This is a genomic window from Achromobacter sp. Marseille-Q4954 (assembly GCF_943737025.1).
GTDB classification, from domain to species: Bacteria; Pseudomonadota; Gammaproteobacteria; order Burkholderiales; family Burkholderiaceae_B; genus Achromobacter; species Achromobacter bronchisepticus_A.
Map to the genome: position 1 here is coordinate 995099 of NZ_CALSFQ010000001.1, position 24368 is coordinate 1019466.

At 67.7% G+C, this 24368-nt stretch carries 25 protein-coding genes; 10 read left to right on the forward strand and 15 right to left on the reverse strand.

What is annotated here, in order from left to right:
* The first annotated feature begins 4 nt into the window (after positions 1-4).
* The gene (locus NGK62_RS04580; protein ID WP_251877613.1) at positions 5-226 is read left to right on the forward strand and encodes a hypothetical protein; all 222 of its coding nucleotides are present in this window, start codon (positions 5-7) and stop codon (positions 224-226) included.
* 180 nt (positions 227-406) lie between these two features.
* Here the strand turns inward: NGK62_RS04580 and ccsB are convergent, their stop codons facing one another.
* On the reverse strand, positions 407-1768 hold the full coding sequence (gene ccsB / locus NGK62_RS04585) for a c-type cytochrome biogenesis protein CcsB (RefSeq protein ID WP_118931729.1): 1362 nt from the start codon (positions 1766-1768) through the stop codon (positions 407-409).
* Between the two features lie 167 nt (positions 1769-1935).
* The gene (pdxR, locus tag NGK62_RS04590) at positions 1936-3462 is read right to left on the reverse strand and encodes a MocR-like pyridoxine biosynthesis transcription factor PdxR (protein WP_251877615.1); all 1527 of its coding nucleotides are present in this window, start codon (positions 3460-3462) and stop codon (positions 1936-1938) included.
* Positions 3463-3695: 233 nt separating this feature from the next.
* On the opposite strand from pdxR, the gene NGK62_RS04595 reads away from it, so the two are divergent.
* From NGK62_RS04595 to NGK62_RS04605, 3 genes are read left to right on the forward strand one after another with little or no spacing between them, the layout of a single operon-like run.
* The gene (locus NGK62_RS04595; protein ID WP_251877617.1) at positions 3696-5255 is read left to right on the forward strand and encodes a nitrite reductase; all 1560 of its coding nucleotides are present in this window, start codon (positions 3696-3698) and stop codon (positions 5253-5255) included.
* Positions 5256-5271: 16 nt separating this feature from the next.
* Entirely contained in the window at positions 5272-5619 is a 348-nt protein-coding gene (locus NGK62_RS04600; RefSeq protein WP_118931727.1) for a c-type cytochrome, read from the forward strand.
* Between the two features lie 14 nt (positions 5620-5633).
* Positions 5634-6626: a precorrin-2 dehydrogenase/sirohydrochlorin ferrochelatase family protein gene (locus NGK62_RS04605; RefSeq protein ID WP_251877619.1), complete on the forward strand. Its 993-nt coding sequence runs from the start codon at positions 5634-5636 to the stop codon at positions 6624-6626.
* A 27-nt stretch (positions 6627-6653) separates the two neighbouring features.
* On the opposite strand, the gene NGK62_RS04610 is transcribed toward NGK62_RS04605, so the two are convergent.
* Genes NGK62_RS04610 through cobA form a run of 8 tightly spaced genes read right to left on the reverse strand, consistent with a single transcriptional unit; the run spans position 6654 to position 12726 of the window.
* Positions 6654-7292 carry a DUF4202 domain-containing protein gene (locus NGK62_RS04610; protein WP_251877621.1) on the reverse strand — a complete coding sequence of 213 codons (639 nt, stop codon included), beginning with the start codon at positions 7290-7292 and terminating at the stop codon, positions 6654-6656.
* Complete coding sequence (gene nirJ, locus NGK62_RS04615; RefSeq protein WP_251877623.1) at positions 7293-8432, reverse strand: heme d1 biosynthesis radical SAM protein NirJ; 1140 nt, start codon at positions 8430-8432, stop codon at positions 7293-7295.
* A gap of 13 nt (positions 8433-8445) precedes the next feature.
* Positions 8446-8964, reverse strand: coding sequence for a siroheme decarboxylase subunit beta (ahbB, locus tag NGK62_RS04620; protein WP_251877625.1), 519 nt, complete (start codon positions 8962-8964; stop codon positions 8446-8448).
* Between the two features lies 1 nt (position 8965).
* A complete protein-coding gene (locus tag NGK62_RS04625) occupies positions 8966-9451 on the reverse strand; it encodes an Lrp/AsnC family transcriptional regulator (protein WP_251877627.1) in 486 nt (161 codons plus the stop codon).
* A complete protein-coding gene (gene ahbB / locus NGK62_RS04630) occupies positions 9444-10442 on the reverse strand; it encodes a siroheme decarboxylase subunit beta (protein ID WP_251877629.1) in 999 nt (332 codons plus the stop codon). The genes NGK62_RS04625 and ahbB (NGK62_RS04630) overlap by 8 nt, the downstream gene beginning before the upstream one ends.
* A complete protein-coding gene (locus NGK62_RS04635; RefSeq protein WP_251877630.1) occupies positions 10432-11601 on the reverse strand; it encodes a cytochrome D1 domain-containing protein in 1170 nt (389 codons plus the stop codon). Before NGK62_RS04635 ends, ahbB (NGK62_RS04630) begins: the two co-directional genes overlap by 11 nt.
* Positions 11602-11608: 7 nt before the next feature.
* The gene (locus tag NGK62_RS04640) at positions 11609-11956 is read right to left on the reverse strand and encodes a c-type cytochrome (protein ID WP_118931720.1); all 348 of its coding nucleotides are present in this window, start codon (positions 11954-11956) and stop codon (positions 11609-11611) included.
* Complete coding sequence (gene cobA / locus NGK62_RS04645) at positions 11935-12726, reverse strand: uroporphyrinogen-III C-methyltransferase (protein WP_118931719.1); 792 nt, start codon at positions 12724-12726, stop codon at positions 11935-11937. The genes NGK62_RS04640 and cobA overlap by 22 nt, the downstream gene beginning before the upstream one ends.
* A 238-nt stretch (positions 12727-12964) precedes the next feature.
* Between cobA and NGK62_RS04650 the strand changes: the two genes are divergently transcribed.
* Complete coding sequence (locus NGK62_RS04650) at positions 12965-13402, forward strand: universal stress protein (protein WP_059375544.1); 438 nt, start codon at positions 12965-12967, stop codon at positions 13400-13402.
* A 25-nt stretch (positions 13403-13427) separates the two neighbouring features.
* On the opposite strand, the gene NGK62_RS04655 is transcribed toward NGK62_RS04650, so the two are convergent.
* From NGK62_RS04655 to NGK62_RS04670, 4 genes are all read right to left on the reverse strand, one after another.
* Positions 13428-14354: a hydroxymethylglutaryl-CoA lyase gene (locus tag NGK62_RS04655; protein ID WP_251877632.1), complete on the reverse strand. Its 927-nt coding sequence runs from the start codon at positions 14352-14354 to the stop codon at positions 13428-13430.
* A gap of 23 nt (positions 14355-14377) precedes the next feature.
* Positions 14378-15337, reverse strand: coding sequence for a Bug family tripartite tricarboxylate transporter substrate binding protein (locus NGK62_RS04660; protein WP_251877634.1), 960 nt, complete (start codon positions 15335-15337; stop codon positions 14378-14380).
* A 70-nt stretch (positions 15338-15407) separates the two neighbouring features.
* On the reverse strand, positions 15408-16616 hold the full coding sequence (locus NGK62_RS04665) for a CaiB/BaiF CoA transferase family protein (protein ID WP_118931816.1): 1209 nt from the start codon (positions 16614-16616) through the stop codon (positions 15408-15410).
* A gap of 170 nt (positions 16617-16786) precedes the next feature.
* Entirely contained in the window at positions 16787-17707 is a 921-nt protein-coding gene (locus NGK62_RS04670; protein WP_059375554.1) for a LysR family transcriptional regulator, read from the reverse strand.
* 106 nt (positions 17708-17813) lie between these two features.
* Here NGK62_RS04670 and NGK62_RS04675 point away from each other — a divergent pair, with 106 nt between their 5' ends.
* A complete protein-coding gene (locus tag NGK62_RS04675; protein WP_251877636.1) occupies positions 17814-18902 on the forward strand; it encodes an RDD family protein in 1089 nt (362 codons plus the stop codon).
* 23 nt (positions 18903-18925) lie between these two features.
* Positions 18926-20461: a tetratricopeptide repeat protein gene (locus NGK62_RS04680; protein WP_251877638.1), complete on the forward strand. Its 1536-nt coding sequence runs from the start codon at positions 18926-18928 to the stop codon at positions 20459-20461.
* A 9-nt stretch (positions 20462-20470) separates the two neighbouring features.
* Here the strand turns inward: NGK62_RS04680 and NGK62_RS04685 are convergent, their stop codons facing one another.
* Complete coding sequence (locus NGK62_RS04685; protein WP_251877640.1) at positions 20471-21403, reverse strand: LysR substrate-binding domain-containing protein; 933 nt, start codon at positions 21401-21403, stop codon at positions 20471-20473.
* An 84-nt stretch (positions 21404-21487) separates the two neighbouring features.
* On the opposite strand from NGK62_RS04685, the gene NGK62_RS04690 reads away from it, so the two are divergent.
* The 3 genes from NGK62_RS04690 to NGK62_RS04700 all read left to right on the forward strand — a co-directional run bounded on the left by NGK62_RS04690 (position 21488) and on the right by NGK62_RS04700 (position 24365).
* The gene (locus NGK62_RS04690; RefSeq protein WP_118931713.1) at positions 21488-22411 is read left to right on the forward strand and encodes a carbon-nitrogen hydrolase family protein; all 924 of its coding nucleotides are present in this window, start codon (positions 21488-21490) and stop codon (positions 22409-22411) included.
* Between the two features lie 523 nt (positions 22412-22934).
* Positions 22935-23624, forward strand: coding sequence for a glutathione S-transferase family protein (locus NGK62_RS04695; protein WP_251877642.1), 690 nt, complete (start codon positions 22935-22937; stop codon positions 23622-23624).
* A gap of 177 nt (positions 23625-23801) precedes the next feature.
* Entirely contained in the window at positions 23802-24365 is a 564-nt protein-coding gene (locus NGK62_RS04700) for a PIN domain-containing protein (protein WP_240633213.1), read from the forward strand.
* Positions 24366-24368 lie beyond the last annotated feature (3 nt).

The window sequence follows — 24368 nt, forward strand, 5'->3', positions numbered from 1 at the left end:
CGCTATGTCCCTGACCCACTTCCCCCCGCCTGTAGTCGCTGCGAAGCCGGTGCCAGCTTTGAAGCGCGTCGAAGACGCACAGGTTCAAGAGCACGATCTCAATGCTCTGGAGCAGGCAGGCCTTTCCCAATCGGACATGCGCCTCTATCTTGCTCAGCGAGAAGAATTTGAACGGAGGCAGTTGCCTCAATCGCCAAGCCTTATGGCGATGCATACCCGCCGCTGACACAGCATCATGCCCTTGCACACGCAAGGGCTTCTTATTTTCCTCGCCGGATTCGGACACGGCCCCCTCCCCTAATCTAGATACTGTTCACTGCCCGATCGATGAGTCGCTCGACCGCCTGCGGCATAGCCGCCATGCCGATGTGGCAAAGCCGGCGCGATTCAGAATCTTTGCTGCGGGCTACAGGCTGCCGTACGAATGCAGCCCCGACAGAAACATGTTCACCCCCAGAAAGGCGAAGCTCGTCACCACCAACCCGGCGAGCGCCCAGTAGGCCGCCACCTCTCCTCGCAGCCCCTTGAGCAGCCGCATGTGCAGCCAGGCGGCATAGTTCAGCCATACGATCAGCGCCCAGGTCTCCTTGGGATCCCATTGCCAATACGCGCCCCAGGCGTCGGCGGCCCACAACGCGCCCAGCACGGTGGCCACGGTGAAAAAGGCGAAACCCAGCGCGATGGCCCGGTACATGATGTCCTCCAGCACCTCCAGGGACGGCAGCCGGCGGGCAATGGGACGGCGCAGCGCCAGCACCGCGCCCACGACCATGGCGCCCCCGCCGAAATACAGCATCCACACAGGCGACAGCCGCCGCGAGCCGAAGATCATCGGCTCGGCGCATAGCAGCGCGCCCAGCAGGAAAACTGGAATCAGGCGCTTGCCCGCTGCGCTCTGCCCGTGCAGCTTGACCAGGTAGGCGAAGCCCACCGCACCCGCCAGCGAGAACGTGCCATAGCCCACGAAATTGGCCGGCACGTGCAGCTTCATCCACCAGCTTTGCAGTGCGGGCACCAGCGGCTGGATCTGATGGGCGCCGCGCGTGAGCGAATACCAGGACAGGAACAGGACCATCGAGGCAACCACCAGCATGACGAAGCCGCCCAGCGCTCGCGTGGCGTAGCGGGCCTCGTAGTAGAGGTAGAACAGCGCCGTGACCAGTGCAAAAAAAACGAACACCTCGTACAGGTTGCTGACCGGAATGTGTCCGACATCCGGTCCCAGCAAATGTCCTTCGCGCCAGCGCACCAGCAGGCCGGTCAGCCCCGCCCATACCCCGCCCCAGGTCAGGACCGTGCCCAGCCAGGCGATCGCGGGCCGGGCCAGCCCCGCCCAATAGCAAAGCGTGCCCAGCACGAACAGGCAGCTCATCCAGAGTATGGCCGACTGCGACGACAGCAGATACTTGAGCAGGAAGACGTTTTCGGCGCGCCCCAGGTTGCCCTGCAGCAGCCCTGCCCCGCCCGCATACAACCACGCGGCCAGCAGCGCGCTGGCGCCGCTGGCCAAGAACAGAGGCCGCAAGGGGCGCCACAGCCATCCCAGCCAGGCCAGGGCAGGCACCGCGCCGATCAGCATCGCTTGCTCGTAGCCGTTCAGGAACTGGCCGAACTCCCCCAGCGCATAGGCGCAGCCGGCAAGGCAGATCAGCAGGAACCCGGCGTCGGTCGGGTTCAAGCGCCTGCCGGTCCGGGCAGCGGCATTCGAAACGTCCGACACGGACCGGCGGCAAGTCGGCGGGACGGACCCGGTGGCGGTAAGCGGCATCGCAGCATCTCCATGCGTAACCGTGCGGCCCAGGTTGCCCGCAGGCCGAACGAATCGGATTTTGTCATAGGACAAATTCATTCTAAGAACGACGCGTCCGCGCTGCATAGCGACGGCGCCAGCCCCCACGCTGCGCCGCCATCCCTACCGGAAACGCGGCAACCGTGCTAGACGCCCGCGCAGCGCGCTTCGTCCAGGGACAGGCGGGACGCTGTCCGCTCCGGACAGGATTCCTGCAATTGCCTGCAGGCCGCGTGCACGCGCGCCATGGCCAGGGCGATTTCTCCGGTTTCCAGGCCGGCGTAGCCGAACAGCAGATGCCGGGACTCGACGCCCTCACCCGCGCTGGCGGCGGCCTGGGCCAGCGGATACAGCCTCACGCCCTGCGCCAGTGCGGCCGCGGCGACCGCGTCGGCGCCGGGGCTGTCCGCCGGCAGTTCAAAGGCCAGGTGCATCCCCGAATTCTGTCCGCTGATCCGGCCGCGTCCGCCCCAGACTTTACGGATGCCACGCAGCAGTTCGTCACGCTGCGCCTGGTAGCGCCGCCGCAAGGTCTGCAGGTGGCGGGCGAAACAGTTCTCATCGAAGTAGCGCGCCAGCACGGCCTGCGTCAGCCATGGGCTGCCGTTGTTGAGCAAGGCCTTGCGTTCGGCAAAATCGTCGACCAGCTCAAGCGGGCAGACCATGTATCCCAGCCTCAAGCCGGGCCCCAGCGTCTTGGAGAACGTCCCCAGGTACACGACCTGCCGCGGACTCATCGCGGCCAGCGGCATGGGCAGCACGGACTCATAGCAAAAGTCGCCGTCGTAGTCGTCCTCGATGATCAGCGCGCCGCTGCGGGCCGCCCATTCGAGCAATTGCCGGCGCCGGGACAGGGACATGGCGTAGCCCAGGGGGTACTGGTGCGAGGGCGTCACATAAGCCAGCCTGGCCGGGCCTTCCGGCAACAGGTCGGTGCGCAGTCCCTGCCCGTCCACCGGAACCGGCGCCTCCTGCGCGCCATGCCGCCGCACCAGATTCCTGAACCCCGCATAACAGGGCGACTCGAACACCGCCCGGCCGTGGCGGTCCAGGAAATGCGAGGCGATCAGGCTCAAAGCCTCCTGGCTGCCGGCGGTGATCAGCACCTGTTCGGGCTCGACCTTCAGCGCCTTGGCGGCCGACAGGTAATCGGCAATCTGCACGCGCAAGCCCCACAGGCCGGCGGGCGGCGCATATTCGGCCATGGCGCAGCCCGCATGCCGTAGCAGCTGGTTCGACAGCATGATGAACTGGCGCAACGGAAAGGCGTGGACCGAGGGACGGCCGACCTTGAAGTCATAGCGCGGCGGCATGGGCGGCGACTGGCCGCAGACGCCGCTGGAGAGGGCCTGGCTGACGGCGTCGGCGTAGACCGGCGGACGGTCCTGGACGAAATCGGGACAGCGCGGATTGATGACCAGGCTGCGGTTCAGCGTCACGAAATAGCCGCGGCTGGGCCTGCTCTGGATCAGGCTGGAATCGATCAGCAGTTCATATGCGCCCAGCACGGTGTTCTTCGATACCTGCAGCAGCGATGACATGCGGTTGATCGCCGGCAGCCTGTCTCCTTCCTGCAGCCGTCCGGCGCGTATCAGCGCCTCGATCTGGTCGGCGATCTGCTGCTTGTAGGGTTTTGCATCCTGGCGGGATAGGGAAAGCGGGAGTGAAAACATGGCGGACAACCACAGGACAAAAATGGCGCCGGCCTTTCGAAGCGGCGCGGGCCGGCCGCGCTCCGTTTGCTATCACGGTAGTGCTTTGGCCACATCATTACTTTGTCCTATGTCAAAAAACAAATTGGACCGTAACCATCGCGCAGGCGTGAGCCGTGCCTTATCGGTCCAGTGCCGCGATGACACAGTGCATGTGCCGCAGTTTCGGCAAGAACTTTACGGGAGAGATCGACATGCACACCAAGCTATTGAGCGCGGCCTTGCTGTTCGTCTCGGCCGGCGCCGCCTGGAGTGCGCCGACCGAGGAGTACCTCAAGGCGAATCAGCTGTTCCAGCAGAACTGCGCCGTCTGTCATGGCGCCGACCGCGGCGGCTACATCGCGCCGGGCCTGACCAGCGACCGCCTGGTCCAAAGCGAGGCGGCGCTGCGCGGCACCATCATGACCGGCATCCCCGACACGCTGATGCCGCCCTTCGTGGGCCGCCTGTCCGACGAAGAGATCCGTGCGTTGGCCCGCCTCATCAAAACGCAGACGGCAGACGATCCAAAATGGGGGCTGGACCAGATCCGCGCCAGCGTGCAGGTGGTGGTCGATGAAGCCACCCTGCCCGCCAAGCCGAACTACGCCATCGACACCGTCTACGACCTGATGGTGGTCATGGCGCGCGGGCGCTATGGGCGCGGCGATACGGGCAACAATGCGCGCACCGTGTTCCTGGACGGCAAGACCAACAAGGTGGTGGGCGAGATCGCCACGCCGGTGGCGCCGCACATCATGGATTTCAGCCCCGTGGCGGAACGCTGGGCCTGGCTCAAGAGCGACGACGGCATGGTCTACAAGATCGACCTGTACTCGCTGCAGATCGTGCGTAAGGCCAAGGTCGGCCTGACCGGACCCGGCATCGCCCTGTCCAACGACGGCAAGTGGCTGGCCATCAGTTCGTTCGTGCCCAAGAGCGTCGCCATCCTGAAGGCGGACACGCTGGAACCGGTCAAGTACATGGATCTGGAGGGCGAGGATCCGGACGGCAAATTCGTCAAATCGGCCGGCGGGCCCGTCATCGGCAGCCGGATCAACAACAAGTTCGCCCTGACGCTGCGCCAGGCGGGCCAGATCTGGATCATCGACCCCGACAAGCCCGACATGCCCGTGACCAAGCTGACCAAGGTCGGCCGCATGCTGCATGACACCTTCCTCACGCCCGACGGGCGCTACTCCATGGTCGCGTCCTATGACGACAACAAGATCGTCGCGATCGACTTCAAGGACGACAAGGTGGTGCGCGACATACCCGCCGGCTGCCAACCTCACGTCGGCTCGGGCGCGGTGACCGAAGTCAACGGACGCTTCCTGGCCTTCGGCACCAACATCGGCACCTGCGACAAGGGCTCCGTGGTCACCGTGTGGGACACCAAGGACTTTTCCGTGGTCAAGCAGATCCCGGTGGCGGGGGCCACCGAATCGCCCGCCGCCCATCCAAACGCGCCCTACGTGGCGGTGGACATCATCGACAAGGACAAGCGCGCGGCCTGGATCCAGCTGATCGACAAGAACACGCTGGAAGTGGCCAAGACCCTGGACGTGGGCGGACATGCCTTCTTCCCGGACTACAACCGCACCGGCAATTACCTCTATGTCAGCTCGGGCTACTGGGGCGACCGCATCAAGATCTACGACAGCAAGACCCTGGAACTGGTGGCAGAGCACAAGATGGAAAGCCCCTCGGGCATTTTCTCCCGCGCCCGCACCCGCTGGCTGACCATCGGCCTGTCCGAAACGCGCAAATTCTGAGCCGAGGAACCGACACATGAAAACGCTATTCCGCATACTCACGGCGCTGCTGCTGTCCCAGGCCGCCGCCCACGCGCTGGCCGCCGACGGGCAGCCCGCCCTGGTCGCCGGCGGCAATCCTGACACGCTCTCGCCCCGCGTCTCCGCCATGCTGCCGTTATGCGCCTCCTGCCATGGCGCGGACGGCATCAGCGCCGTCGGCCTGTACCCCAATCTTGCGGGGCAGAAAACCGAGTATCTGGTTAAACAGCTCAATGCCTTCAAGACCCGGGAACGTAATGACCCGGTCATGAGTTCCATGGCAGAGCCCTTGAGTCCCGAAGCCATCCAGGAGCTGGCCCAGTACTTCTCCAGCCGCAAGTAAGGGAGCAGAGCGCCATGAATACGCCATCCGCGATGCTCTTCCCGGTGTACTTCAACCTGGCCGGCCGGCGGGTGGTCGTGGTGGGCGGCGGGGCGGTGGCCGAACGCAAGATCAGGCTGCTGCTCAGGGCCGGCGCCGCCGTTGCCGTGGCGGCGCCGGCCCTGACGTCCTGGCTGCGTGCAGCCGCGGACCAGGACCAGTTCCAGCATGTGCCGGAGGTCTTCTCGCCGGCCTGCCTGGACGGCGCCTGGCTGGCGGTGGCCGCGACCGATCACGGCGGCACGAACCAGGCGGTTGCCGCGGCGGCGGTTGCGCGCCGCATTCCCTGCAACGTGGTCGACGACCCCGTTCTGTCGACGATACAAGTGCCCGCCATCCTGGACCGCTCCCCGCTGGTGGTGGCGATTTCGTCAGGGGGCTGTGCGCCCGTGCTGGCGCGGCGCATCCGCGAACGGCTGGAAGCCTTGCTCGACGAAAGCACTGGAGATCTGGCCCGGCTTGCGGCGCGCTACCGCAACCGCATCGTTGCGCGCTTCCGCAACCTGGACCAACGCCGCGACTTCTACGATTGGATGCTGGACGGTCCGCTGCCCTCGTTGCTGGCGGCGGGAGACGGCAGGCAGGCCGGTCTGGCCCTGGAAGCCGCGATGCAGGCCGATACCCTGCCCCGCGCAGGCAGCGCGACGATACTGGCGGCCGCCGACGGCCCCGCCGACCTGTTGACCCTGCGCGCCTTGCGCCTGTTGAACCAGGCCGACCTGGTTGCGCACGTGCCGGCGGTCAATCCGGCCATCCTGGACAAGGCGCGGCGGGACGCGACGAGGATCGAGTTGAAAGGTCTGGGCCTGCAGCCCGACGCGACCGTAGCCACGGGCACGGGACTGGACTGGCTGGCCCGTCAGGTGCGGGCGGGCCAACGCACCGTCCTGCTGCTGGGAACCGCGCATGACCCGAAGCTGCTGGTGCGACGAATGCTGGCTTGCGGCGTGGCATGCAGCGTACTGTAGCCATCCGGCCCCAGACCAGCGCCGCGATCAGGAACTTGCGTTCCCGGCCTCCTCGCCGCCCGCCAGCGCAGCCGCCAGATAAGCCTGGCCCCGCTCGCTGAAGGACAGCGACGCGGCCGCCTGCCGGCCGGCTTCGTCCATCTTGTGCCAGGTCTTCTGCAGCACCGCGACGACCTTGTCCGGATAACGCTCGCAGAATTCCTCGTACTGGTGCTCCAAAAACACCAAGCACAGCGCGTTCTCCATGCATTGCACGTCGGCATCGCGCTTGATGCCCTGCTTGCGGATGATCTTCAGCACCGCCTGTATGGTTTGCGCGTCATGGCCGGCGCTGGCAAGCAGCCTGGCAGCGACGTCCGCGTGATGTTCCTTGAGCGCATTGCGCCATTGCAGATAGCCTGTCCTGCCGGCCGGACAGGCCTCGCGCGGGACCTCCCAGCGGCCGATGTGCTGGCAGCGGGCGGCCAGGCGCAAGGCAGCGCCGGCCCGCGGGGCCAGCTTCGCCACCCAGCCCTGGAGGAATTGGGCGTGCAGCCATTCGCGCGGCTGCATCGCGCCATTCCAGGCGACCAGATTGGGATCGCGCCGGTTGTACCCATCGAACAATTGCCAGGCGCGTTGCAGCGATGCGTCTTCCGCATTCACCGGGTTGGGCGGGAATTCCATTCACACTCCTGTCTCGTCTTCGGTCAGATAACAGCCGGGATCCTCGGCCCAGAGGTCGCCCGACTGCTTCTGCGCACGGATACGGGTGTTGCCGTTGCAGATGTCCAGGTAGGCGCAGCCGGCGCAGCGTCCCTTGACGGGCCGCGGCCGCAGCCGCAGCAGCTTGAGCAAGGGTTCGGCGGGATCCGACCAGATCTCCGAGAAGGGCCGCAGGCGCACGTTTCCCAGAGTGTAGTGCCACCACATGGTGTCGGCGTGGACATTGCCCCGGTTGTCGATGTTGGCGACGTTCATGCCGCTGGCGTTGCCGCCCCACAGGCGCAGCCTGGCCTCGATATGCGGCGCGCGCTGCGGGAACCGTCGACGCACCCAGTGCAGGAAGAACACGCCGTCGGCATCGTTGTTGCCGGACGTGAACTCACGGGGTTTGCCGGCCACGGCATGTTCCAGGCAGGTCTCGAAGATCCGCTCCATGGCCGCCCGCGTCATGCGGTGGTGACTGTCCTCGCCCCGGTTGCGGCCGCCGCGGCCCGCGTAGTTCAGGTGTGAAAAGTAGAAGCGGTCGACATTCTCGGCGTCCAGCAATGCCAGCAGCCCAGGAAGATCGTCGGCGTTGCCCTGGGTCATGGTGTAGCGGATGCCGACCTTCAGGCCGCGGTCCCGGCACAGCCGGATGCCTGCCAGCGAGGCATCGAACGCACCCGCCTCGCCCCGGAAGCGGTCGTGCGTCGCGCCCAGGCCGTCCAGTGAAATGCCCACGTAGTCGAAGCCGCAGCCGGCGATGGACTCGATGTTGCGCCGGTCTATCAGGGTGCCGTTGGACGACAGGCCTACGTAAAAGCCCATGGCCTTGGCCCGGCGCGCAATCTCGAAAATGTCCGGCCGCAGCAGCGGTTCGCCGCCAGACAGGATCAGCGCCCTGACGCCGTGGGCATGCAGATCGTCCATGACCGCGCAGACCTCGGCGTAGTCCAGTTCGCCGGCAAAGTCCCTGTCGACCGAAGCGGAGTAGCAATGCCGGCAATGCAGATTGCAGCGCCGGATCAGGTTCCAGATCACCACGGGTCCGGCCGCCCCCCGGCGAGGCGCGAGCGGCGTGGGGCGCAGCAGTTCGGAGACGAAGGCAGAGATGCGGAACATGCGGAATTCCTCGCTATGCGTCCGGCCCACGGCCGTCTTTCAGGCGCAGGCCGGTCTTTTTCAGGATGGCCGAGGAAAACAGCACGTCGCGCGCACGCAGGGCGTCCGGAAAGCGCGCTTCCAAGGCCTCGGCGACTTCATCGATGCGCGCCAGCACCGCCGCGCGGTCGGCGCCGTGCAGCATGGCGTAGAGGTTGTAGCGCCACAGCGGCGGATGCCGGGGACGCCGGTAGCAATGGCTCACTTCCGCACGCTGGCCCAGCCAGGCTCCCACGGCGTCGATCTGGCCGTCGTCCACATCCCAGACCGTCATGCCGTTGGCCACGAATCCCAGCGCGTAGTGGTTGGGCACCACGCCGATGCGCCGTATCACGCCGCGCGCGAGCATGTCGCGCAAATGCGCCATCACCTCGGCTTCGGTGACGCCCAGCCGCTCGGCCACGGCCCGGTACGGATCCCGCCGGATCGGCAGCCCGTCCTGCGTGGCGTGGACCAGGGACAGTTCGAACGGAGTCAGGCCGGCTGCGTCCATCTCAGACCTCCAGCTTCATTTCAAGGAAGTACTCGCGTTCCTTCGGAAACGCCAGCACGGGCAGGCCGGTCTCCTGTTCGATGGCGCGCAAACAGGCGGCCACATCGGCGGGATCAGCCGCCGCCAGCACGAACCACATGTTCAGCGCATGCTCGCGGCGGTAGTTGTGCGCAACCTCGATCCGGCGGTTGACCAGGGCCACGACCCGCTCCCATTGCGCCTGCGGTACGGCCATCGCCGCCAGGCAGTACGCACCGCCAGCGCGCTCGATCTGGAACAGCGGGCCGAAACGGCTCAACGCGCCGCACTCGCGCAAGCGGGCCACGCGCGCGATCACGGCGTCTTCGTCCAGCCCCAGCGCCCGCGCGACGTCCGCGAACGGACGCGGGCTGATGGGAAAGCCGCCCTGCAGGCGGTTGATCAGCTTGCGGTCGGCAGCGCCCAGCGCCAGCGGCACGCTCGCGGCAATGTTCTTGGGCCTAACCATGCGCCGCCTCTTCCGGCACGAACCTCGCGCCGCGCTGCTTGAAGCACCTGGTCGAAAACAGCACCGCATGCGGCCAGGCATCCAATCCGAGCCGGCCGGCGATGGCATCGCGCAGCGCCCGCACCGCTTCCCGCTCCTTGCCGTGGATCATGCAGAAAAGGTTGTAGGGCCACTGCGGCAAGCGCCGCGTGCGCCGGTAGCAGAGTGTGACGCCGGGCTCGGCACCCAGCCGCTCCCCCAGCGCATCCACCCGCGCGTCGTCCACGTTCCAGACGCACATCGCATTGGCGCGAAAACCCAGCTGGCGATGCCTGAGCACCACGCCGAAGCGACGGAACAGGCCTGCACGCAGCCAGCGCTCCAGCAGGCGCAGCGTCTCGTCTTCATCCAGCCCCGCCGGCAGTCCCAACCGGCGATAGGGTTGCGCGCAAAGGTCCAACCCATTCTGCACGGCGTGGAGCAAGACCTCTTGCGCGCTGCCGGCGGGCGGCAGCGCGGCTGGACTGCCGCCGCGCTGCGGCGCTGCGCGTTGTTGTGGCGTACTCAGGCTGAAACCCAAGTCGATGTGGTACTCGGCCTCCATGGGCAAGGCCAGCGGCTCGCAGCCGGTGTCTTGCCCGATCCGCGCCAGCAAGCGCTCCAACGCGCCAGGCGTGCGGCAGGCGGCCACAAACCACAGGTTCAGCGCATGCTCGCGCTCGTAGTTGTGATTGACCTGCGGCAGACTGCTGACGTAGGCGGCGACCTGATCCACGCGGCCGGCCGGCACCTGCATGCCCACCAGCGCGCTGGCGAAACAGGACTGGTGTAGCACCGGGCCGATCCGGCTCACCACGCCCGCTCGCTGCCACAGGCGAAAGCGCGCCAGCACCGTGTCTTCATCCAGGCCGACGCGCTCGGCCAGCAAGGCGTAGGGGCGCGAGACCAGCGGGAAGTCGCGCTGCCAGCCATCGAGCAGACGCAAATCTGTAGCGGACAGCTCAGAATCCAATGCGGCCGCTCCTGTTGGTGAAGAAAATGCCGCTGGGCTTGGGAATGTCGAGCGTGGCGCCGCGTTGCAGCGTCCGGGTGTCGTACACCACGACCCGGTCATCGTCGCGTGCCGACAGCCATACCGCCTCTCCGCGCGGCGTGAACTCCATGTGCAGCACGCCGCGGCCCGGCGCCAGCGTCCGGACCACGGCCAGGGTGTCGGTGTCGATGACCTGCACCTGGCCGTTGTCGGGCACCGCGAAGTTGACCCAGACACGGCGGCCATCGGGCTGCGCCATGACGAACACCGGCTGGCCCAACGTGGCGATGCGGCCGGTTTCCTGCCAGGTGGCGGTATCCACCACCAGCACCTCGTGCCTGCCGATGGCGGGCAGGAACAGCCGGCCGCCCGCCGCGCTCCAGCCTCGCAGATGGGGCATCTTGTAGACCGGCAGCGCTTCCTCGCCGCGCCCATAGCCCTGCAGGATCTTGCGCACGCCAGCCTCCGGATGCCAGAGGTCCATCATGGCCAGCGCATCCTCGCCAAACAGCCCGGCGATGTAATAGCGGCCGTCAGGGGTGACGAGCGCATCGTAGGGTTGACGGCCAGCCTCATAGCGCTGCGTGGCCGGGCGGGCGGGGTCCGACAGATCGGTGATCCAGATCTCGCCCGCGTCGAACAGCGCGTAGGCGAACTTCTGTCCGGGCAGGTCCGCCAGGCCGACCACTTTGGAACGCTTGCCCGGCGCATACTCGGCCGGCACTTCGCTGATCTGGCGCAAGGTCTGGGCATCGAATACCTTGATGCCGCCAGGCGTGTAGTTCTGCACCACGATCAGCCGGCCGTCCTGCGAAATGGCGCCGCCGATTGCATTGCCGGACTGGATGATGCGGCGGTCCACGCGCCTCCGCAGCAGATCCACCTTGCTCAGCCCGCCGTCGCGGCCGAAGACGTAGCCGTAGCGGCCATCGCGGGAATAGGCGATGTGCGCGTGGGAAAGATCGCCCAGCCCTTCGACCCGCGCCAGCCGGGTCTGTCCGCTGGTTTCGACGATGGAGACGGCGCCATCGGCACGCTCGATCACCATGCCCAGGTCATTGGTGCCGCGCGGGTCAGTAGCCGCTGCGCAGCCGGCCAGCGCAACGGCGGCCAGGACAAGCAGGAGTTGCAGTTTCATGAACCTTCTATTCCTCAGGAAAGCCTTGGAGCAGGCGCGCGGCGATCCAGGCGGCTTCGTCGGGCGCAAGCATGCCGCGCCACCCGGGCATGGCGGTGCCGGGCAGCCCGTGCAGAATCGCCTGTTCGAGATAGGCCGGCGGCTTGCCGGCAAGCGCTTGCGGCGTCAGCGCCGGCCCCAGGCCGCCACTCAGGCGCAATCCATGGCAGGAGCCGCAGTCCTGCCGCACCAGGTGGATGAGCCGCTGCCGATCGGCGGGATCGAGGTCCGGCGCCGCCTGCACCTGGCCCGCCGCCGCGCCCAGCCCCGTGCAACAGGCCAGCGCCAGGCATGTCAGGCCGCGACCGGGGCGCATGGCTCGGCCGTGTCACGCAACAGCAGCTGTCCCGCCGCGGCGGCGGACCATGCCCGCTGCGCCAGACGTACCACGTCGCCGACCACCAGCAGCGTGGGCGGCTTGAAGCCGGCCACCAGCTGCGGAATCTGGCGCAAGGGGGCCACCGTCCAGTCCTGGGCTTCGGTGGTGCCGGAATGAACCAGCGCGGCCGGCGTATCGCCGCCACGCCCATGCCGCTGCAAGGACGCGACGATCTCGGCGGCGTTGGCAACCCCCATGTAGAACACCAGGGTACAGGTGGGATCGACCAGCGAACTCCAGTCCAGTTCAAGACCAGCATCGTCCCGCAGATGGCCCGTGATGAAACGCACGCTGGCCGCCACGCCCCGATGCGTCAAAGGAATGCCCAACGCTGCCGCGCAGCCATTGGCGGCGCTGATGCCCGGCACGACCTCAACCGGTACGCCATGCCGGGACAGGAACAGCAGTTCTTCGCCGCCCCGGCCGAAAATGAACGGATCACCGCCCTTCAAGCGCACGACGCGGGAGCAAGACCCCGCCAGCGCCAACAGCAACTGATGGATGTCTTCCTGCCGATGCCGGCAGTCGCCCACCATCTTGCCGACGTCATGGAATTGTGCGGCGGGATTGATGAGGGGCAGAATGCCGGCGCCCACCAGCCGGTCACAGACCACGGCATCGGCCTGCTGCAACAGCCGCAAGGCGCGCACCGTCAGCAGCTCGGGATCGCCCGGACCGGCGCCAACCAGGTAAACCGTTCCGCTCACTACTCCCTCCCTTGCAGCCGCGCTGCGCAAATAAGGCTTCAGGAGGAAGTGTAGGTAGCGGGATGACGACGCAGTAGGTACGGTCCGTGCCGCCGCCATGGGTGCGCCGGCCGCGCCCAGCGTATTTTCCTCGCGATTCGCCGAGAGCCGCCACAAGGCGTAGTATGAGGACAGCCGCTGTTCACGCTCCTAGGGCCGCGCGCACTCGCGCCGCCCTCCCCACCCTCAGGAGGTAGTCATGTACAAGCACATACTCATCCCCATCGACGGATCCGAACGCTCATATGCCGGCCTGGCGCAAGGACTGGGCCTGGCCAGCGCCCTGGGCGCAAGCGTCACGGTGCTGACGGTGTACAGCGCCTACCGCCCCACTTCCATGGAAACGGTGCATCTGGAAGGGGTGCATACGGAGTATGAGCGCGAGGCCAAGGAGCTCGCCAGGTCGTACCTGTCGCAAGCGGCCGCGCAGGCCACCGCCGCGGGCGTGTCCTGCACCACCGAAATGCGCGAAAGCAATAACCCGGCGCAGACCATCATCGATATCGCCATGACGCAAGGCTGCGACCTGATCGCCATGGCCTCGCGCGGCCATGGCGGGCTGGCGGCCGTGCTGCTGGGCAGCCAGACGCAGAAGGTGATGGCGCATTCGACGCTGCCGGTGATCGTCTACCGCTAGCGCCGCCCCCTTTCCCGGACTTGCGCTAGACCGGGACGCGCGCCCGGTAGGTCTTCGGTATGCCAGCGGCGGCCACGCCGCTGCGCAGGCTTTCCTGCGGCAGCGCCTGGGCCAGCAAGGGCCGCGCCTGCAACAGCCGCGACAGATCCACGCCCGTGCAGTAGCCCATGCTTTCCAGCATGAAGACCAGGTCTTCGGTAACGATGTTGCCCGACGCGCCAGGCGCGAAGGGGCAGCCGCCCAAGCCGCCCAGGCAGGAATCGAAGGCGCGGATGCCCTCGTCCAGCCCGGCCAGCGCATTGGCCAGGCCCAGTCCCATCGTGTCGTGCAGATGCAGCTTGACCAGCCGCGCGCCCACGGCGTCCTGCGCGGCGCGCACCGCATCGCGCACCAGCGCCGGATGGGCATAGCCCACGGTGTCTGCCAGCGCGATCTCGTCTGCGCCTGCCAACGCGGCGGCGGCGGCCACCTGCGCGACACGGCGCACCGGCACCGCGCCTTCGAGCGAACAGCCGAAGGCGGTGGCGACCGCCGCATCGATGCGCATGGGCCGCGGCTGTGCCCGCGCCCAATCGACAATGGCGGCCATCACCTCCACCTGCGCGTCGGTGCCCTTGCCCACGTTGGCGCGGCTATGCGTGTCGCTGACCGAGACGGGAAACGACAGCGCGTGCGCGCCTGCCTCGTAGGCGGCAATGGCGCCCTTGAGGTTGCAGACCAGAGCGACGACGGTCAGCCCGTCGATCTTCAGGACCTCGGGCAGGACGGCGCCCGTATCGGCCATCTGCGGCACCAACCGCGGCGACACGAAGCTGCCCGCCTCGATCTCGCGCAGGCCGGCATCGGCCAGTTGCCGGATCCAGCGCAGCTTGTCGGCCGCGGACATCATGCCCTTGGCCATCTGCAGCCCGTCGCGCGGACCCACTTCGCAAAGCCTGATTTCCTGGTTCATGTGCTGTCCTTTTCCCGGCCCGCCTACTGCTGCACCACGATGCCCGCGCTTTCGATGGTCTGGCGCGCCTTGGCGATATCCGAATTGATCAGCGCGGCAAACCGTTCGGTGGACACCGGATCGGTTTCCAGGCCTTGCGCGGCCAGCGCCTCCTGCACGTCCTTGCGCGCCAGCAGCTTGTTGAAGTCGCTGTTCAGGCGCGACACGATGGCGGGCGGCGTCTTGGCCGGAGCCAGCACGCCGTAGTAGGTCACCCCGCTGAAATCCTTGTAGCCCAGCTCCGCGACCGTGGGCACCTCCGGCAGCGCCGGATTGCGCTTGGGCGAGGTGACCGCCAGCGCGCGCACCTTGCCGGACTTGATCAGCGTGGCCGCCGACGAGATCGAAGAGCCCGCAAACTGCAGATGCCCGCCCATCAGGTCCGCCAGCGCCGGCGCCGAGCCCTTGTACGGCACGTGCTGCATCTTGAAGCCGGCCGCGTGCTGCAGCATTTCGATGGCGATGTGCACGCCGCCGCCCGTGCCCGAGGTGCCATAGGAGATCTTGTTCGGATCCTTCTTGGCGGCGTCGATCACTTCGGGCAGCGTCTTGTAGGGCGAGCTGTCCGACACCAGCAGCACCATGGGCGTGGTGGCCACCAACGCCACCGGGGCCAGGTCCTTGACCGGGTCGTACGACACCTTCATCAGCAGCGGAATCAGGGTGACGTTGTCGGACTGGCCGATCACCAGGTCGTAACCCTGGGCAGGCGAACGCGCCGCTTCGGCCAGGCCCAGCGCCGTGCCCGCGCCCGGCTTGTTCTCGGGGATGACGGACCAGCCGTTGAGTTCATGCAACTTGGTGCTCATCAGGCGACCGATGTAGTCGGTGCCCCCGCCCGGCGTGGACGGGATGATGATGCGGATGGGCTTGCTGGGGTAGTCCTGGGCGTGTGCGGCACAGGCGACGGCCAGCGCGGCCACCGCGAACAGTTTGCGGATCATCTTGTCTCCTCTTCGATGGAAGTCTTGGCGGTCTGCGCCGCCTCGACCGATATCGGGCGCTACCGCCCGTTCATGCAATGACGCCTGCGCTGCGCAGGGCCTCGATGCGCGCGGCATCCCAGCCCAGACCCTGCAGGATGGCCTGCGTGTCGCCGCCCTGCCGCGGCGGATCGGAACGCTTGCCGGCCTTCAGGCCGTCGAACTCGATAGGCAACGCCGCCGCGGATATCTCCCCGCCGTCCGGCAGCCGGGTCTTCAGCAGCGCGCCGCCGGCGTTCAGATGCGCGTCGTCCAGCAGGTCGTGCGGCTGGCGTATCGGGCCGTACGACAGACCGGCGGCTTCCAAGGCCGCGCACAGTTCGTCGGTCTTCCAGGTCTTCAGGATCTCGCCCACGCCCGGCACCAGCCAGGGCCGCGCCGCCTCGCGGTCGACGGCGGTGGCCAGGCGCGGATCGGCGGCCCATTCGGGCGGCAGGAATTTCTGCGCGAAGTTGCGCCATTGCGCATCGCCCACCACGGCGACGAACACGCGGCCGTCGGCGGTCTCGAACACGTCGTACACGCCCCAGGGCGGCCGGCGTTCCGCCCCCATGGGCTTGGGCGCCGCGCCCGTCAGCTGGTACTGCGCGATGAACTGCGCGACCAGCAGCAGATTGTTCTCGAACAGGCCGGAGCGCACGTGCCTGCCGCGCCCCGTGGCGTGGCGGTCGTGCAGCGCCGCCAGCGCGCCCACCACGCCGAAGGTGCCGCCCAGGATGTCGTTGACCGAGGCCGCCACGCGCTGGGGCGAGTCCGCGCCGCCGTTGATGTAGGCCAGCCCGCCCATCATCTGCACCACTTCGTCGAGCGCGGTGCGCTGCTTGTAGGGACCGGACAGAAAGCCCTTGAGCGACACGTAGATCAGCCCGGGGTTCTCGGCCGACAGCGACTCATAGTCCAGCCCGTACTGGGCCAGGCTGCCGTCGCGAAAATTCTCCACCACCATGTCCGCCTGCAAGGCGAGCTGGCGCACCACGGTCTGCCCTGCGCTTGCCTTCAGGTCGATCGCCAGGCTTTGCTTGTTGCGGTTGAAGACCGGGAAGTAGCCGCTGCCCGAGCCTTTCAGGCGCCGGGTGCGGTCGCCTTCGATCGGCTCCACCTTGATGACTTCGGCTCCCAGGTCCGCCAGCGCCAGGCCGGCCGCCGGGCCCATGATCATGTGGGACAGCTCCAGCACCTTGATGCCGCGCAGCGGCAACTCGGAGTGGTCCATGAAGGGTGAAGCCGGTGTTGCTGCCATCTGCATATCCTCGGGCCTGATGCGCTGAAAAACAGGCGGTGGCAAGATCGATGCATGCCGCCGCCCCATGCCCCCATCATCGGCGGCAAGCCGGATCAGCGGGTAGCGCTCTTTCAGCACGGGGGCATTCTCGTTTGGGAACGTCCGGGAAAGCCCTGAGCCCTGTCGTTTCAGGCGGCGTCCGCCACGCCCAGATGGGCCAACAGCACGCGGGCCGCGGGCGGCAAGGCGTCCAACCCCAGCACGGCGATGCACAAGGAAGTGCTGGACCAGGCTCCAGAAAGCGGAATGAAGCGGATGTCCAGGTTGGCGTGGCGCGCCTTGAGGTACATGGGCACCACGGCCACGCCCATGCCGCGCGCCACCAGCATGCAGATGGTTTCGTGCGAGCTGACCCGCGCGCTGATGCGCCGCGCCACGCCCGCATCCTGCGCCGCCTGCTCGAACACCGCGCTGATGCCGTTGTCGCGGTTCAGTTCGATCTGCTCGAAGGGCAGCAGCTGCGCGTAGTCCAGCGTGTCGCGATCGGCCAGCAGATGCTGGCCAGGCACCACCGCCGCCAGATCGCAGCGGCCGCAATTAAAGACCTGCAAACCGTCATGGCCGAAATCGGAACCCACCGCCACGTCGGCCTGACCGTCCAGCACCGCGCGGAACACCTCCTGCGTGGTGCCTTCTTCCAGCGAGATATCGATCTGGGGATAGGCGCGGCGAAAGGACTGGATCTGCGCCGGCAGTTCGCCGGACAGCGCCGCCACGCTGACCGCCAGCCGGATGCTGCCGCGCACGCCGGTCGCAAAGCCCGCCATTTCGCGGCGCATGCGGTCCATGCTCTGCAGCACCATGCGCACGTGCGTGGCCAGGGCATTGCCCGCGGGCGTGGGCTGCACGCCTTTGACCCCACGCTCCAGCAGTGGCACGCCGAAGGCGTCCTCCATTTCCGACATGCGTTTGCTGACGGCGGAAGGGACGATGTTCTCGCGGGCGGCGGCGCGCGCCAGGCTGCCCTCCTCCAGCGCCGCGAGGAACAGGCGCAGGGAGACGGGATCGATATCGCGAGGATGCGGCGAAAGGGGCTGGACGGGCTTCATGGCGGGAAGTGTCGTGCTTAGTGGCAGCGTCCTGGGATCGGGGTTTTCCCGGTAACATCCGCACTCCCCACGCTCTTGCGGCATTTCCAGGCCGCCACCGCCGCCCATGCAATGCCCCCGCTGCAACTGGCAGAATCCGGCCTCCAACACCCAGTGCTTCAGCTGCAATGCGCCGCTGGCCGCCCCCACAGCGGCCGCGCCTGCCGCGAAGGCTGCGAAGACCGCCAAGGCCGCCCCGGCCCGCGCCGGCAATGCCCCGGTCTTCCCCGGCATCTGGCCGCGGCTTGGCGCCACCGCGATCGACGCCGTCGTGATGGTCACGGCCATGATCGGATTCAGCACCGCCGCCAATCTGACCTACGAATCCCTGGCCGGCGCTGCGCGCCCCGTCCTGCTGGCCATGGCCGCCGGTTTCATCGGCCTGATGCTGCCGGCCCTGATGGACGCCTGGGCCGGCGGATCCCCAGGCAAGCGGGTGCTGAAGCTGCGCGTCGTGAACCGCAATGGCGATCACCCTGGCGTCCTGCGCGCCAGTTGGCGGCACCTGATGAAGTACGTGCTGAACATCGCGCTGCCCGGCATCTTCTACCGCATCCAGAGGACCATCTTCGGCGAACGCGCCATGCACAACTGGATCTCCGGCACCTACGTGGTCTCCAGCCAGGCGGACCCGCGCGCCATCCGGCCCGCCATCGCCAAGACCCGCTCCATCACGGGCGCGGGCAAGTTCATCTTCATCGTGCTCGGCGTGCTGGCGCTGGTCGCGGGCGGCATGATCGTCGGCGCCATCGTCATGGAGCCCAAGCAGGAAGACAATCCCCTGCGCGCCGAGGTGATCCGCCTGGACCTGGTGTCGCAACCCGTGCGCATGCTGGCCGAAAACCACTACCGGCGCACCGGGGCCTACGCCCCGGACATGGCGGCGCTCGGCGTCACCCAGGAATCGTTGAACAGCAGCGGCTTCAGCGCGTTAAGCCTGAATCCGGTCAACGGCGTGCTGCGCTTCACCATCGCTGGCGACCCCGGCGCCGCGGACGGGCCCACGCTGGGCGGCAAGCATCTCGTCTACCTGCCCGAACTGCGTTCCGAAAGGAAAGGCGGCGGCATCCGCCGGTGGCAGTGCGGCAGCGACGACATCCCGCGCGCCGACCGTCCCTACAGCTGCCGCCACGAAGCCGGCGCCTCGGCGCCCTAGCCCTACCCCACGGAATCCCGCGCATGTCCGCCCTGATCGAATCCATCCATCGCGCCGACGACGGCGACGAGCACGCGCAAATGCTGGCGCTGTGTGAACAAGGGTTGCGCGAACAGCCCGCCTCGGCCCTCCTGTGGGCGCTGCGCGCCCGGTATCACGACAAGCGCGGCGCCCACGCTGCGCGCCAGGCCGACCTGGACCGGGCGCTGACCCTGGACCCGCATTGCGCCGACGCCATCCGCGTCCAGGCCACCGCGCGCTACAACGCCGGCGAACGACAGGAAGCCTGGCGCGTCCTGCGCGATGCCCTGCAACGCACGCCTTCGCACTTCGGGCTGCTGATGGCGCAGGCCTATCTGCTGATCAACGACCGCCAGCTGGATGAGGCCATCCAGTGCTGGACCCGCGCCGCGCAGCTGCGCCCATCCGCCGGCGCGCCGCATTGCTATATCGCGTCCAACCTGGCCAACGCCGGGCGACACGCCGAAGCCGAGCCGCATTTCCGGCGCGCGACCTCGCTGGCGCCGGGCAACGGCATGTTCCTGTACGACGCCGGCAACACTTACCGCAGCCTGGGCGACCTGCACAACGCCATCGCAATGTTCGACCGCGCCCGCGCCATCCTGGGCGAGCAGAACGCCATCCAGCACAACCGCGCCTCGTGCCTGCAGGCGCTGGAACGCCACGCGGATGCCGTCGAGGAATGGACCAGCCTGCTACGGCGCGAGCCCGACTGGGACTGGCCCCTGGAAGGCAAGGCGCGGTCCCTGCACCGGCTGGGCCGCGCGGACGAAGCCGCGCCGTTGTGGCATCATCTGGACGCGCTGTCTGACAGCGGCTGGGAAGGCCGCAGGGAACAGGCCCGCGAGTACGTGCGCAGCGGCGATCCGGAGCTGGCCGAGCAGGCGCTCCGGGAGCTGGACCCCATGACCAGCGGCGACGCCCAACTGCTGTTCGTGGCCGGCAACGCGCAACGCGACCAGCGCAACTGGGATGAGGCGCTGGCGTACTACCTGCAGGGCTACGAGCTGGCGCCCGACAGCGACTTCCTGCCCGGCAACGCGGCCGACATGCTGAACCGGCTGGAGCGCCATGAGGAAGCCCTGCCGCTGTCCGAAGTGGCGATCTCGCTGGATCCGGACTGGCTGAAGTGGCGCCGCGCCCGCATCGAGGCGCTGATCCATCTGGGCCGCGCGGACGAGGCTGTGGCCGACGCCGACCGCGCCATGGCGCGCTGGCCGGATGACGGCGCCCTGCACGCCGAGCGCATCAACGCGCTGATCGCCGCCAAGCGCCACGAAGAGGCGCAGGCCGCCTGCGACCGACTGATCGCGATCGATCCGGACTACCGCAGCTGGGCGCTGTTTTCGCGCGGCCAGGCCTACGGTGAAATGGGGCGTCACGCGGAATCCGCCATGGCCTATCGCCAGGCCGCCGCCTCCTATCAGCAGAACGGCAAACCCCAGTACCAGGAACTGTCCTTGAACAATGCCCTGGCCGCGGAACAGGCCGCTGCGGCGCCGCGCGGCTTGCTGAGCCGGTTGTTCCGGCGCAAGTAGGCTGCGCGCCTAGGCGGCACGCTCCCATTCATAGCCATTCAGCAAGGTCAGCAACCCGCGCCTGACCACGACCACCGCCTCGTCGCGCAAGGCGTCGGCGCGCCAGCCCATTTCGATGGCGTACCCCGGCATGGCGACCGGGCAAGGCAGCATGCGCAGGCCGGAAGCGGCGGCCAGGCCGCGCGCCGCGTGCGCTGGCAAGGTCGACAAGGCATCGCTGCCCGGCAGCAAGAAGGCCTGCGCCGAGAAATGCGTGGTCGATGCCTGCACCCTGCGCGTCAGTCCCAGCCCGTGCAGTACTTCATCCACCACGCCGATGAAGCCGCCGGACGACACCAGGATGTGCTGGCGGCGGACGAATTCCTCCAGCGACAGCGAGGTCTGGCCCGGCGCCAGGCTGGCGGGGTCCAGCAGGCAGGCATAGCCGCCCTGTCCGACCGTCACACGCTGCAAGGCCTGCGTGGTCAATCCGCCCGAGGCGATCACCAGATCGGCCTCGCGCGCCATCAGCATGTCGGCGGCCAGGCGGCTGTGGGTCTGCCGGAAAATGATACGCAGGCCCGGCGCGCTGTCCGCCAGGGCGCGGATCGCGTCCCTCCCTAGCGCGATCTCAAAATCGTCCGACAGGCCCAGCGTGACCGAGCGGCCGACGAAGCCCGCCGCGCCCGGCCACGCCAGCGACAGGCTCTGCCGGCACTTGTCCAGGGCTTCGCCGATGACAGGCCGCAGTTCGCGCGCCCGCAGGCTGGGCGTCAGCCCTCTGCCGGTGCGCGTGAACAGCGGATCGCCGTAAAGCGCGCGCAGGCGGCCCAGCGCGGCGCTGACCGCCGACTGCGTTACGCCCAGGCGCAGCGCGGCGCGCCCCGCGCCGCCCTCGTCATAGATGGCCTCGAAGACCTTGAGCAGGTTGAGGTCGGCCGACTCGATATCAATCTGATTCATATCATTTATCTCTGACCAGGATTGATTGATTTTAGGGCCGGCCGGACACTGAAGCCCCGTTGCCACGTTCCCGAGACCCTCGCCATGACCACGAAAATCGTCGCCGCCCTGCAGATCGGCTCCTCCCCCGAAGGCCGCGCCCGCACCCTGGAAAACATCCTCGCCTACGAAGGCGAGATCGCCGCCTCTGGCGCCTCGCTCGTGGTCATGCCCGAAGCGCTGCTGGGCGGCTATCCCAAGGGCGAGATCTTCGGCACCCGCCTGGGCTACCGCCTGCCCGAAGGCCGCGAAGCCTACGCCCGCTATTACGACAACGCCATCGATGTGCCCGGTCCCGAAACCGAGGCGCTCGCCGCCCTGTCGCAGCGCACCGGCGCCAGCCTGGTGGTCGGCGTGATCGAACGGGGCGGCAACACGCTGTATTGCACCGCCCTGTTCTTCGAACCTGCGGCCGGCCTCGTCGCCAAGCACCGCAAGCTCATGCCCACCGGCACCGAACGCCTGATATGGGGCCAGGGCGACGGCTCGACGCTGCCGGTCGTCGACACCGAAGCCGGCCGCATCGGCGGCGCCATCTGCTGGGAAAACCACATGCCGCTGCTGCGCACCGCCATGTACGCCAAGGGCGTGGAAATCTGGTGCGCGCCCACGGTGGACGAGCGCGACATCTGGCAGTGCTCGATGCGCCACATCGCGCATGAGGGCCGCTGCTTCGTGGTCAGCGCCTGCCAGGTGCAGCCCTCGCCCGCCGAGCTGGGCCAGGACGTGCCTGGCTGGGACGCCAACCGTCCGCTCATCAACGGCGGTTCGGTCATCGTCGGCCCGCTGGGAGACGTGCTGGCGGGTCCGCTGCGCGGCAAGGCCGGCCTGCTGACCGCCCAGGTCGACACGGCGGAACTGGTGCGCGCCCGCTACGACTTCGACGTGGTGGGCCACTATTCGCGCCCCGACGTCTTTTCCCTGACCGTGGACGAACGCCCGCGCCCCGCCGTGCGCTTCGTCTCCTGAACGCCCCGTCGCCAGGAGTCCGTAATCCAGGCCTCTGGCCCCGGGATGGTATAGTCTCGCCCGCTGCCGGCCCTTCCGGGGCCGTGCAACGCCCGAGTGGTGAAATTGGTAGACACAAGGGACTTGAACTAATTTGAGCCCTTTGGGGGAAACTCCAAAGGTGTAGCCCGTCAAACTCGGCGAATGCCCTGGACCCGTTCCGAGCCAACGCCGAGCCAAGCCCAGGCCGCATGGCCGGGGAAGGTGTAGAGAGCAGACGGCGGGCACCTAAGGCCGCAAGGCTATGGTGAAGGCGTGCTCCAGACCACGAACAGCGCATCCGCGCTGGCGGCGAAAGCCGAAGTGGTAAGAAAATCCCTCGGCCTCGCGGCCGTACCGGTTCGATTCCGGTCTCGGGCACCACCCCGCCACAGGACAGGCGTCCCCCCTTCGTCGCAAACCGGCGAACGCCTGCCTCGTCAAACTGAAGCGCGCAAAATTCGTCCCGCCGATCTAATCTAGTCCGGTAATCAGGGAGCGCGCCATGATCACCCTCTATTCGTACCCCGGACTCTATGGGCTGGAAGACAACAACCCCTACGGCCTGAAGATCTACGCCTTCCTGAAGCTGTGCCGCTTGCCGTTCGACCATCGGCATACGCTGGACGTGCAGTCCGCGCCGCGCGGCCAACTGCCCTATATCGCCGACGGCGATCTGCGCATCGGCGACAGCGACGCCATCATCGCCCACCTGAAGCGCCAGTACGAACTGACCATCGACGGTTCCCTCACGCCCGAGCAGCAGCGGCAGGACCTGCTGGTGCGCCGCGCGCTGGACGATCTGTACTGGGTCATGTCCTATTCGCGCTGGCGCGACGACCGCTATTGGCCAATCTTCCGCAAGGCGCTGCTGGACGCCCATCCGGACGTCAAACCCGAGCAGTTGGAAGCCGCCCGCCAGTACAACTTCCAGCGCTATCACTACCAAGGCATAGGCCGTTATGCCCCCGAAGACGCCTATGCGCGCGGGATCGCCGACCTGGAGGCTATCTCCAGCCTGCTGGGCGACAACGGCTTCATGTTCGGCCCCAATCCGGGCAGCGTGGACGCGGGGCTCTATGGCTTTCTCGCCAATATCTATTTCTACGCCATCGATACCCCGCTCAAGCAGTGCCTGGTGTCGCGGCGCAACCTGGTGAGCCTGTGCAATGCGGTGCGCGCCGAACTCGGTTAGAGCCTGCCGCCCCTCTTGCGCACGGCAGCCGGCCCCGGGCCGCTTCCAAAAACGTTATTCTTGCGCCTCGTTTTCCACGTTTCCGCCCTGCCTGCCGTGCGCCGGCGGGGCTTCAGACCCCACTTGACCGCCGCTTCCTCCCCCCCGCCCTTCATCGTCCTCGACGCCTGCGTCCTCATGTCCGGCATCCTGCGCCGCCTGCTGCTCAGGCTGGCCGAGGCCGGCGTGTACACGCCGGTCTGGACCGACCGCATCGGCGAGGAATGGCGCCGCAACGCCTCGCGCATCTGGGAGATCCCGCCGGAGGTGATGATGGAACTCTGGGACGACATGAACGCGCGCTTTCCCGGCGCCCGCGAAACGGACACCCAGGTCTACGAGGCGTCCTTGCGCTACAGCGATCCCAAGGACTTCCACGTGATCGCGGCCGGCCTGGCGCGGCGCGCGCGCTGCGGCCTGCAGCAGCCGCCTGTGGTGCAGGTGCTGACCTGGAATCTGAAGGATTTCAATCGTTCCGAACTGCGGCGCCAGGGGCTGGACGTCTACAACCCCGACCGCATGCTGACGCAGTGGTGGCAGGCCGCGCCCGATGCCATCCGCGCGGCGGCGGCACAGGTGCCCGCGGACTATGTGGCGCTGGGGCGCGAGCCCGAGCCGCTGTCGGCGACGCTGCACCGCGAGCGCCTGTACGGCCTGAAGAACCTGCTGGCGCGCGACGCCGCGCAGAACGGCGCCGCCTGAACC